Below are 10,912 nucleotides of genomic sequence, written 5' to 3'. Positions count from 1 at the left end.
ATAAGGAGCGCTGAAACTACGCATTCAGTGCGAGACAAAAACAGCAGTTAAGAGCCATATAAAGTTGGACGTAACACTTTAGCGCATTTTAGGAACCATTTAGAGAAAACCCAATCACTTGCTATCAAGACTGGTATTACAACAACAAGTTGTTCAGGCTTAGGCTTTAATTATAAACAGGTTGTGGAAAGAATTATTGGCAGTGAAGTTGTTCTCACCTTCAATACACGAGCTGTATCACGAATACTGCTCTCATTACTACACATATCACTCTTAAATTCAACGATCACAGGCTTGTGCTGTCAAATTCGGTCAGTCACTACTTATATTGCAAACGACCAACAAAAACATAACCATGTCCGCGAATGGTTTGTAAGAGATTGGCTTGTTTGTCATCAATCTTGGTGCGTAGACGACTGATAATAACATCAAGTGAGCGACTGTCAGATTGATCTGCCATGCCAAATTTATCGGCAATCTCATGTTTGGATATCACCTGTCCTGGGCGTGTTAGAAAGAGCTCAAGTAAACGCTGCTCGGTTTGTGTTAGATTGATTTTATTACTTAGACTTGACAGTGTCTTATCGTGTAAGTGATAGCTTAATGAATTAAAGATAATGGCTTTTGTTTGATTTGATTTGTTGTTCATGCTGAATTTAATCAGATTATTAACACGCGCATACAGCTCATGAATATTAAATGGTTTTTCCATGTAATCATTGGCCTCAGCTTCAAGACCAATAATACGATTAACTTCTCCAGTGTTTGCGGAGAGAATTAAAATTGGGATATCTGGCAACTCTTTGCGAATACTTTTGCATAGCTCAATACCATACACATCAGGTAAATTAAGATCTAGTATGACTGTCGAGAAGTGTTCTTTTTACAGCATTTCCAAAGCATCTTGCCCGCAACTAGCATGTGAGCTAAATAAGAGTTTTTGCTCGAAAAAATGCGCTATTGCATCAGCAATGCCTTTGTCATCATCAATTATCAGCACTTTATTAATATTCATTTCTTCTTTTGCCCCATTTATATCCATGGCTTGTTACTCAAGTTTAGCCACTTTTACTTGATTCGTGAAGCATGATTATATCGGTATTTTGCTCGATGTAGTTAGCAATCAAAACGCAGGTTATGTTAATGGCTGTTAACAAACAAGGGGTTTAAAAGATGCTTTAACTGGGTATTATACAAACATCTCTGAGGGGAGGCGTGTGCAAGTTAACTGCTTTAAGGGGTCGTAATGAAAATGATGATTACTAATAAATATGGGAAAATAAAAAAAGGGGCTAAAATGAGTAAAATTAAAACAATTTCGATTCTGTGTTCATCGTTTATTTTATTTGGATGCGGTGGTGGCGGTGGTGATTCATCGGCAGATAATGGCTCAAGCACTGGAAGTGCCTCTGGTTATAATGTCTCTTATCCTAATAGTGTTGATCTTGCTGCTGGAGTTCAATCTAAATTGTTTGTTAATGTTGAAAGCCATGATTTGGGTGAAATCGGTAAGGTTAAGGCTCATCAGTATTATTCAGTGGAGATTATTCCTAATGCAGCGTATATATCAAAAAACGCATGTGTTGATTTAAAAATTAACGAAGCCTGTGAGTTATTGGTGACAACAACCATTGAGCAGCAAGTAGCAGAGGTTGCGCCGTTAGAATTAAAAATAACTTTTCCAGATGGTGGTGTTAAGCGCTATCAAACTGAAGTTGGTATTGCTCCGTTAAGTTTGGCGCCTGGTAAAAATGCAGTTTTACCCCTAAATAAGCAAAATTATATTTCAATAAGCAATAGCGGTACCAAGAATGCCGTTTATTTTGATGAAACCCCAAAGTTTACAGATGCAAATGGTAATGTTTTAAATGTTAATCTTGAGCAAAATACTTGCTCATTAGAGTTGGCTGCGGGCAAGTCTTGTGAGTTATATTTATCTTCTGATGTGAAGTTAAGCGGACAATTAAGGTTAATGGATTATGGTCTACAAGTGGCAAATTTTGGCTTTTCAGAAGTTGGGGTTATAGGTGATAAGTCAAAGGATATTCCAGCTAACGTTACAAAAGGAACTAGTTATCCTTTTACTTACGTTTTTACTAATCTTAGTGGTGTTTTAAAAGCAACAGGTGTGAGATTTGAGAATGTATTCCCTGAGTCTGAAGGGGTTAAGATTGATTTGGTTGGCAGTACTTGTAATGGTGTAACTGAGCTAGCACCACGTTCTTCATGTGTGTGGAAAGGCACGTTTACACCAGATGCTGTTGAAACCACTGTCGAGATATCGTCAAGTATCTTTTATGACGAGGGTTTAGGTGTTAATCTAACAAGTGTTGCGCAAGTAGTTGAGGTAGTTGTTAGTGGTGTCAAAACGATAGATATTCCAAGTATTGTTGCTGTTGGACAAAGTTATCCATTCGTTTATACCTTTAGCAATACTCATAGTACGCTACCTGCTACAGGCATAGATTTTGAGAATACAATTTCCGAGGAGGATGGTTTTATACTTAATCAAGATGAGAGTACTTGTCAGGGTGTAACTGAATTAACTCCTAAGTCGAGTTGCGAATGGAAAGGTGTTTTTGCCCCAGTTAAAGCAGGAGCTAATGTGACTTTAGCATCAGTATTATCATATGCGGAAGGAGTAAATATAGTATTGCAATCCCATTCAAAAGAATTATTGCCGACAACTCCAATTAACTCAGGTCCTGATGTTGATGAAGATGGTTGGTCATGGCCGGATAATAGATTTCAAGCATTAAAACAAGGAGATAATATCGTATGTGAGGATGCTGTTCAGGATCAGTTGACAGGGTTAGTTTGGGCTCGAGATGGAGAAGTATCTGGTCGGAGGCTTTGGTCCGACGCGATGACTTATGCGGACAATTTAGAGCTGTGCGGTTATAGCGACTGGAGGCTGCCAACAATAAATGAACTGAAGACTTTAGTCCAAATTACGGGTAGCGGCGCTGATTGGTTAAATAATCATGGATTTCATAATATTGATGAGACAATGCACTATTGGTCTTCTACTCCATATTTAGGAATAGAGACTGCTGATTGGTGGTGGTCCGAGAGTGGTAGTACTGCTTGGGTAGCATCGTTCAGCAACAGAAACGATATTACTGATCAGCTCACTCGCTTGCCTATTGATGTTTCACAATATCTATTATTGCCTGTTCGCGGTAAATCTGGAACTACGGAAAAAGCGGTTGTTCCAAGTATCGGTCCAGATAGTTCAGGAGGAGAGGGAAGTTGGCCAACTCCGCGTTTTAGCAATGTCGATAAGGTAGGTGAAGCAAGTTGTAGTGACGCTTTATATGATGAGTTGACGGGACTGATGTGGGGTAAAGCTGATTTAAACAGAACCGTCAAATTTACAGAAGCAATGAGCATGGCAAATAACTCAACTTTATGTGGATATTCAAATTGGCGTTTACCAACTTATGGTGAGCTACATAGTCTAGTGAATTTGGCATATGTTGGTGCTTGGAGGGAGTGGATTAATAACAATAGCTTTAATTTAGGATCGTCTGATTATTACTGGACCTCTTCGGTGAAGCCAAATGGTGAGTTTACTTTAATAAATGCACGTAGTGGACTTACACATGCGACGTCGAGTTCAGCTGGTGGCCATGGGAACTGGGGTGATATTATACTCGTGCGCACTGTCAATAATTAGTAATCCTAGGGAATGCATAGAGATAGATCGGTATTTAACCTGTTGTTTATTTGAATTTTAAACAAAATGCCGGAGCTAGCTTGTAAACGATATTGTTAGGATTTCTTGAGGTCATATCTGTGAACATAAAAGTGATGTTTTTTATATTAACTACTTACTTAGCTGGGGCAAGCTTGTTTGCTAATGAATCATTTAATATGTCAGTTAACGTGGTTTCACTAGAGGACAAAACTGTAGATAAGTCAGCACAAACGGACAAACCGATGATCTATGTTACCAATCGAGGTGCGACAAACAAAGTATTACATTGCGACATTAACAACGCTGGTAATGTAGTTCATTGCAAGAGCTTATCTGTGTTTAATGAACTTGTACCAGATAATGTTGTGGTATACCAACGTAAACTATATATGTTTGGCAAAAAACTAGCATTGCAATGTCCGTTATCTTCATCTGGGAGCATTATTGGTTGTATGCAACTGGATCATGCAGCGGCTTTGCCACTTGATTATGTGCCTTCTAATATGTATAGAAATGATCGCTATGCAATATTTACCTCCTTTACAAATGGCGATGTGGTCAGTTGTCAATTTGACAGTAATGATCAATTGGAGTCGTGCCACAAATCATCAGACAAATTTGCGATGCCGACAGGTATTGCCGTTGATGAGCATCATCAGTTTGCCTATGTCGTCAATTCAGCGCCGAGTATGAATAGTATTTTGCGTTGTAATATTGATGCCGTTACAGCAACGCTATCAAATTGTGCAAAAATGGATCGAACTTTGATGTCGATTACTTTGCCAATGGCAATTGCGTTCAATGGCAAAAACAAAATGATTTATATAGTAGATCATAAAAGTAGCACAGTTTCACGTTGTCAGCGAAATAGCTCTGGTGATTTTGTAAGCTGCCAACAAATGTTTGATGTTCCTTTGAATAAACCGGTTGGCATGAAGTTTACTTCAAATTATTCGAAGGTATATATAACAAATTACCACTCGGATAGCTTAACGCGGTGTAATGTCAACCCCGCAGGTGATTTTATAGATTGTGAAGCCCAGCTTAAAGAGTTTCTAAGCTCACCTGTAGGACTCGCTTTAAGTAATTAATGAGACTCTTTTATGTGGGAAGAATGAGAAGATTATGTTGTATTGTTTTGATGATATTTGTAGTACGCCCCGAGTAAGCAGCGGAAAATTAATTGGCTGTATTATGGTGTTTTTTTTACTAATTACCGTTGGCGTAAGTGGTGAAAATAGTGACAATGAAAAAATGATGTCACAGGTTTCTGCGCAAAGCAGACAATACACTTCAGAGGTACTCAGTGTTGGGATTGGGGGGATTGTGACGCCTAACCCTTATCTTAACACTGAGCCAACTATTTTACCTATTCCATTTATACAATATCAAGATGGTGGCTTTAATTTTGTGGGGACTTATGGCTCTTACGCGCTTTATCAACAAGGCAGCATGGTGACCTTGTTGGAGGGTTTTCTTTATCCTGAGGTTTATAAAGCAAGTAAGTCAAGTAATGCACGGATGCAACAATTAGATAAAAGAAACTATATTGTGATGGCGGGTATGTCGCAACAATTGCTAACACCGTATGGACGCTTGAATTTATCTATTGATTTTGATATTACGGGTAAATCAAATGGTTTTATGTCAACATTGGGATATAAAAATTTATTGAACTATCAGCTGAATCAGCATGCGCTTCAGCTGAGTTTTGGTGGGGGAGTTCAATACAGCAGCAGTCAATTATTAAATTATTACTATGGTGTGAGTTGCAAGGAAATGTTAGTGTCTGGGTTATCTGAGTATGCGCCGGATGCTGCGCTATCTCCTTTTTTAAGTTTTGGATTTAAATATACGTTCAAACAAAAATGGAGTGCGGCATTTAACGCGCGTTTAAATATATTACCTACGGAAGTGACTAACAGCCCGATGATTAGTGAGTATTATGTATTAACGTCATCCTTGGTGTTGAGCTATCGGTTTATTTAATTTAGATGTGTAATAGGGAGATTAGAAATGGTTGATCGAGTGAAGCTGATGACTTCGGTATGTTTGTTTGGTGTTGGGTATGGTAATTTGGTCTATCAGCCGGTGAACCCATCTTTTGGAGGGCATCCCAATAATGGATCCTTTTTATTGCAATCAGCAACTTTACAAAATGATCACAAAGATCCTTCTTCTAACAATGTTAGGCGAACACAAACGGCGGCTGAGCGTTTTCAAGAAAGATTGGACTCGATCATTACATCACAAATTGCAGCCTCCATTTTAAGGAGTGTCACTGATGATGAGGGCAATCTCATTGCAGGTAATGTTGAAACCGAGTCTTTTAAAGTAAAGGTTATTGAGCTTGGAGATAGCTTTATTATTCAAATTAACGATAAACTAACAGGAAACTCAAGTGAAATCACTATCGATAGTATCTAAGCATATTACGTGGGTTGTATTCAGTGTGAAAACGAAAATGTGCAAGCCCTTAAGTGGTTTGGTCTGTTTGCTATTAACCAGTTGCGCAATGACTAATCATGATGTTGAGTTTTATTCGAAGTCTTTGATTGGTCATAACCTTTATGCCAGAGAGTATATTACGCAAAAACCAAAACAGAAAATTAATATCGCTGTGTATAAGTTTGAGGATCAAACGGGGAAATATGAGACGACAGACTATGGAACTAATACATATTCTAAAGTGGTGACGCAAGACCCTGAGTCTGTGCTTATTGCCAAGCTGGTTGGCAGCGGTTGGTTTAATGTACTCGAGCGAAAGATTTTAAATTCTATTTTAACTGAGCGCAAACTTAATGAATTGGGAGATGATAAAACCATCCCCAAACTGAATTATGCAAGATACGCTCTAACAGGTGGGATTATCGATTATGAATCCAATATTACGACAGGGGGCGCAGGGGCCAAGTATTTTGGTATTGGAGGCTCTACAGAATATCAGATAGATCATATGACCGTAAGTTTAAGAGTGATAGATATTGATTCGGGAGAGGTAGTGATCTCGGTCATTGATACAAAGAAAATACTATCATATGGTTTGAACTTTGGTATTTTTCAATTTGTAAGTTTTAAAAAATTACTAGAAGCAGAAGCTGGCTTTACGCGTAATGAACCAAAAATCATCGTATTAAATGAAATTTTGGAGGATATTATTACTCAATTAATAACCGATGGCAAAAAAAATGGACTTTTTTCTTAAGAAATGAAGTAACTCCCATTGTTTGTTCTATACTTCGATTGGCGTCGGATAAAACACAACAGGAGTTAGCTATGAATAGTATGACAAATAAAATGGCTTGTCTAGTCGGGATGTCTCTTTTCGTTCTCAATGTGAATGCATCCGTTTCAGAAGACTTTACAACAATCCATAATACTGCGAAAACAGCAGTTGAAGCTTTGCAACCTGACATTACATTACCACTTAATGGCAGTTTGCAAGCGATGACAGCAAATACAACCAATGTAAATACGGAGGTAAATCAAACAGGTAGTAATATTTTAGTCAGTCAAATAACTGGTGATGAAGGTCAAATAGTATTAAGGCAAACAAATGAGGAACCATCTGCACCCAATATTGGTGTTAGCATTTTAGACAGTGATAATATGCAGCTGTCGTTAACACAAAGCGGTTCGGAGAATCTGTCGCTATTGCACGCAAATGGAAATAATACAATAGCTAGAATTAATCAAATATCAGCATCTTCGACAGGAAATAAAAGTGTTGTGACAACGGTGGGAGATGCTGCATTCGTTGATGTTTACCAAAATGCGGTGGCTGAGGAAAACAGCTTACGTTATCGTAGCAGTGGTGAGCGTAACCTTTTCTTTTTAAGGCAAGTAGGTGACAGTAATACAGCGGATATTGCATCGGAAGGTGACTTTAATTATATCTACACAGAATCTCGTGGTAATATGAATGATCATCAATCCACAGTCGTCGGCAATAATGGTTTTGTAAGAAGCCAAACCTTTGGTGACCTGAATGTTGAAAATTTTGATATATCGGGTGATATCAGTCGAGTGTACAACAGAGTAATGGGTGATGAAAATAGCTTGATGACATTATTTGTAGGAGATAGAAGCTATCTTAACTCCTATGTTTTAGGTGACTTAAGTCAGGCAAATCTAGAGATAACAGGTGATATTAACAATGTTAATCTGCAATTAAGAGGAGATCGAAACATAAGTAACAACTTTGTCGAAGGTTCCAGAAATACGTTATTATCTTATGCCGTAGGTGATGAAAATGATTTAGCTATTACCGCTACTGGTGATCAAAGCCGTGCGATTGCACAAGCAGCAGGCAATTTAAATGAAATAGATAACGTGGCAACAGGAGAGCAAAATAATCTTATTTCATATGCTTTGGGTGATTCAAACAAATTATTATCCGAAGTTCAAGGAGCGATCAATACAAGCTATATACAAGCAAGAGGTGACATGAATGACCTAACTAATTTAGTCGAAGGCGAAAGAAATAACTTAAACGCTTACGCTTTAGGTGATTCAAATTTAATGTTATCGGATGTGACGGGTAATTTAAATAGAAACACGGCTCAATTGTTGGGTAATGAAAATAGCTTTGATGGTATGATTGCGGGTAATAGCAATGATCTTAATTACTATGCATTAGGTAATGGCAATACAAGTGATATGGATATCACAGGAGATACTAACCGCTTAATCGCTCAAGCCAGAGGTGGTTTGAATGAGCTAAGTATGTTAATTGAAGGAGATTCAAATAACTTGGCTTTTTATGCTATTGGTGACTCTAATATGATCCTATCAGAAGTCGTTGGTGATACTAATATCATGCGTCTTCAAGCGCAAGGTGATTCCAATGTATTTGATTATCAAATCGCGGCTAATATGAACGATATTAATTATAATATTGTTGGTAATTTTAATGAAGTTACTACCATTTCAACGCGTGACAACTATGTAAGCACCACTCAACTGATTGGTGATGGTAATGTGATGGCATTTAACCATTATTAATTATAAGCAAACCTAACAAACGCTATAAATGCCCTTCGCTACTAAGGGCATAATTATTTAGTTAGTTTCTATCAAATCTAAACCTAAACTTTGCTGGTCTGCTTTTATCAGTGTTTGGAAATATCGTGTAGACCAGATGCTGGAGAGCATGTTTGCCAGTTTTGGAAATTTATTCTGATCTACACGAAACTCTGCATAAGTTGCATTTAAAAACAAAGCAGCTATGGCAATATCGGCAATGGTAATTTGATTGTTAATCAAAAAATTGTCTTTAATATTGCTTTCAAGATATAGAAGTTCTGTGGGCAGCTCATTGCTGATAGTATTATAAATAATATGCTCATCAGCTGCTTGATTTAGAAATTTTGGCTTTATAATCTTCTCATAAACTAACCCTTTGCCTAAATGTTCAGCTAACCGCGTGTCAGCATACTCTTCAAATTGCAGCGTTAGCGTACGTTCATACAAATCGCTAGGATAGATGCTGTTTTGCGGATATTTTCTATCTAAATAATCACAAATAACTGAGGAGTCATATAGTGATATCTGATCATCCTTGAAAGCAGGAATTTTCCCAAGGTGACTAATGCTCATAAATTCTTTTGTTTGATTGATAGGAATAACTGGTTCAATATTATATTGGATTTGCTTGATTTCGCATGTGGCAATTACTTTCTTAACAAAGGGAGATAATTGAGTGCCGTAGATAATATTCATTAGTTTGTCCTTAAAATTAATTTGGTTTTGCTTAAGCCATAAATATGGTATTAACAAAGCAAGATGCCAATGCTGTTATGGTTAATAACGATTAACGTTTTTGTAATGAATCAAGAATAAGTTGTGTTTTAACGCTCCCCCCCATCCGTGCAACCTAAGTTGTACGACCTCTCACACAAGGGGGAGGTACTAACTAATGTGTTTTATAAAGGTGAAGTATTTTCTTCAGTGGCAGTTAATTTCACTGTAATACATAAGCCTTGCTCATTAGAACTTGCTGATATTTCTCCTTTGTGCAGTTCAATAATTTTTTTGCAAATGGCAAGACCTAGGCCATGTCCTTTACTGTTTTGCTCACTATGCAAGTTTTTATGGTGGGCTAGAAAAAGCTTATCGATTTTATCCTTAGAAACACCAGGACCTGTATCTTGAAAATGTATGATTAACTTATTTTGCTCCAAATCACAGTCAATAGTGCAATGTTTGGCATATTTAATCGCGTTATTGGTAATGTTACTAAAGGCTCGATAGAGCAGCGTTTCATTGCCGTGCACAATATAATCTTGTGTCGTATTAATGCTGATTTTATCAGGGTGTTGCTGTTTAAGTTTGGCAAAAATGGTATTGATCTTAAAGCTCGTATCCTGTGTACTTTCTTGATAATAGCTCACTGTAGCTTTAATAAGCTCATCAATTTCATCTAAATCAGACGGAACTTGATCAAGTTCATACTTTGTTTGTAAGCGTACTTTGGCACGTCCAAGCGGTGTTTTGATATCATGAAAAAGTGTCGCTAAAATCATTGTTCGCTCAGCAATGAGATCCTTAACTTTTTGTTCTAAGACACGTTTTGTTTTACCAAGGAATGATTGATTGCTATTGCCATTGCCAAGGTAAACCTTACCTTTTAATACGGTTTGTTCATATGATTGATTGCTATTGCCATTGCCAAGTTCATGAATAGACTGTCTAAATAGCTTTAAACCACTATAGATAATTAAATAAATGATCATAAACATAAAAATAAAACGCAATATAATGGCAATGATAACCACCGGATCAGTCCAGGGGTTATGTGGTTTGAATCTAAATACTACCCACTTATCAGCATTTGGGTAATATTGATCAAAGGATAGTTGTTTATGTGTTTTGAAATATTCGATCATCTGATTATAAGTATGTAGTTCCAGATGATCACTAGTATGTGAATGTACTGCAATAGATACCGAATGCCGAGTGATCTGTTCATAGGTTTGAACAGCTAACTCAAGCTCGTTAACATCTAATTTTGCCATAGCATCACGAATATCAATCAAGTCTTTGATGACCCGATAATGATGCTTCTGATCAATAACATCCTTATAAAGATGTTTAATCATCAGCGTGCTTTGAATAACTAGTACGATGCAAGCACCTATACCCAAGTTGGTAAATTTTTGATTATTAAGTATTCAAATCAAACTTTTTTTGCAATTTAACGCCCCTCAAACC

Annotated in this window: 9 protein-coding genes and 1 pseudogene; 6 read left to right on the top strand and 4 right to left on the bottom strand. The window is 37.2% G+C overall.

Translation table 11 applies throughout. The features are described 5' to 3' along the window. Nucleotides 1–319 precede the first annotated feature (319 nt). Nucleotides 320–868: pseudogene (locus ACTS4L_RS10675) on the bottom strand (response regulator transcription factor); the annotation flags it as partial. 15 nt (nt 869–883) lie between these two features. Beyond that, nucleotides 884–1,042, bottom strand: coding sequence for a hypothetical protein (locus ACTS4L_RS10670; RefSeq protein WP_440617769.1), 159 nt, complete (start codon nt 1,040–1,042; stop codon nt 884–886). Between the two features lie 255 nt (nt 1,043–1,297). Between ACTS4L_RS10670 and ACTS4L_RS10665 the strand changes: the two genes are divergently transcribed. The 6 genes from ACTS4L_RS10665 (at nt 1,298) to ACTS4L_RS10640 (ending at nt 8,704) form a co-directional block, all read left to right on the top strand. Then, on the top strand, nt 1,298–3,679 hold the full coding sequence (locus ACTS4L_RS10665; protein ID WP_440652023.1) for a DUF1566 domain-containing protein: 2,382 nt from the start codon (nt 1,298–1,300) through the stop codon (nt 3,677–3,679). A 119-nt stretch (nt 3,680–3,798) separates the two neighbouring features. Continuing rightward, a complete protein-coding gene (locus ACTS4L_RS10660; protein ID WP_440652022.1) occupies nt 3,799–4,791 on the top strand; it encodes a YncE family protein in 993 nt (330 codons plus the stop codon). A 34-nt stretch (nt 4,792–4,825) separates the two neighbouring features. Continuing rightward, the gene (locus ACTS4L_RS10655) at nt 4,826–5,689 is read left to right on the top strand and encodes a MipA/OmpV family protein (protein WP_440617766.1); all 864 of its coding nucleotides are present in this window, start codon (nt 4,826–4,828) and stop codon (nt 5,687–5,689) included. Nucleotides 5,690–5,716: 27 nt separating this feature from the next. Next, nucleotides 5,717–6,127 (top strand): curli assembly protein CsgF, encoded by a 411-nt coding sequence (locus ACTS4L_RS10650; protein WP_440617765.1) that lies wholly within the window; start codon nt 5,717–5,719, stop codon nt 6,125–6,127. 37 nt (nt 6,128–6,164) lie between these two features. Beyond that, nucleotides 6,165–6,905, top strand: coding sequence for a CsgG/HfaB family protein (locus tag ACTS4L_RS10645; protein ID WP_440652021.1), 741 nt, complete (start codon nt 6,165–6,167; stop codon nt 6,903–6,905). 71 nt (nt 6,906–6,976) lie between these two features. Next, on the top strand, nt 6,977–8,704 hold the full coding sequence (locus ACTS4L_RS10640) for a hypothetical protein (protein WP_440652020.1): 1,728 nt from the start codon (nt 6,977–6,979) through the stop codon (nt 8,702–8,704). A gap of 57 nt (nt 8,705–8,761) precedes the next feature. Here ACTS4L_RS10640 and ACTS4L_RS10635 read toward each other — a convergent pair whose 3' ends face one another. Together ACTS4L_RS10635 and ACTS4L_RS10630 are read right to left on the bottom strand one after the other, a co-directional pair. Further along, nucleotides 8,762–9,421, bottom strand: a complete 660-nt coding sequence (locus ACTS4L_RS10635) for a glutathione S-transferase family protein (protein ID WP_440617762.1) — start codon at nt 9,419–9,421, stop codon at nt 8,762–8,764. A gap of 203 nt (nt 9,422–9,624) precedes the next feature. Continuing rightward, nucleotides 9,625–10,800 (bottom strand): sensor histidine kinase, encoded by a 1,176-nt coding sequence (locus ACTS4L_RS10630; RefSeq protein ID WP_440617761.1) that lies wholly within the window; start codon nt 10,798–10,800, stop codon nt 9,625–9,627. Nucleotides 10,801–10,912: the final 112 nt, after the last annotated feature.

The organism is Cysteiniphilum sp. 19S12-1 (assembly GCF_052030685.1).
Lineage (GTDB): Bacteria > Pseudomonadota > Gammaproteobacteria > Francisellales > Francisellaceae > Caedibacter.
The sequence above is the reverse complement of the archived record's forward strand: the minus strand, read 5'-3'. Positions and strand labels throughout refer to the sequence as shown.

What these genes read in the sequence shown, in the direction of transcription:
- ACTS4L_RS10670 (WP_440617769.1), bottom strand. Translation starts at nt 1,042, where the DNA reads ATGGATATAAATGGGGCAAAAGAAGAAATGAATATTAATAAAGTGCTG.
- ACTS4L_RS10665 (WP_440652023.1), top strand. Translation starts at nt 1,298, where the DNA reads ATGAGTAAAATTAAAACAATTTCGATTCTGTGTTCATCGTTTATTTTA.
- ACTS4L_RS10655 (WP_440617766.1), top strand. Translation starts at nt 4,826, where the DNA reads ATGTTGTATTGTTTTGATGATATTTGTAGTACGCCCCGAGTAAGCAGC.
- ACTS4L_RS10650 (WP_440617765.1), top strand. Translation starts at nt 5,717, where the DNA reads ATGGTTGATCGAGTGAAGCTGATGACTTCGGTATGTTTGTTTGGTGTT.
- ACTS4L_RS10645 (WP_440652021.1), top strand. Translation starts at nt 6,165, where the DNA reads ATGTGCAAGCCCTTAAGTGGTTTGGTCTGTTTGCTATTAACCAGTTGC.
- ACTS4L_RS10640 (WP_440652020.1), top strand. Translation starts at nt 6,977, where the DNA reads ATGAATAGTATGACAAATAAAATGGCTTGTCTAGTCGGGATGTCTCTT.
- ACTS4L_RS10635 (WP_440617762.1), bottom strand. Translation starts at nt 9,421, where the DNA reads ATGAATATTATCTACGGCACTCAATTATCTCCCTTTGTTAAGAAAGTA.
- ACTS4L_RS10630 (WP_440617761.1), bottom strand. Translation starts at nt 10,800, where the DNA reads ATGATTAAACATCTTTATAAGGATGTTATTGATCAGAAGCATCATTAT.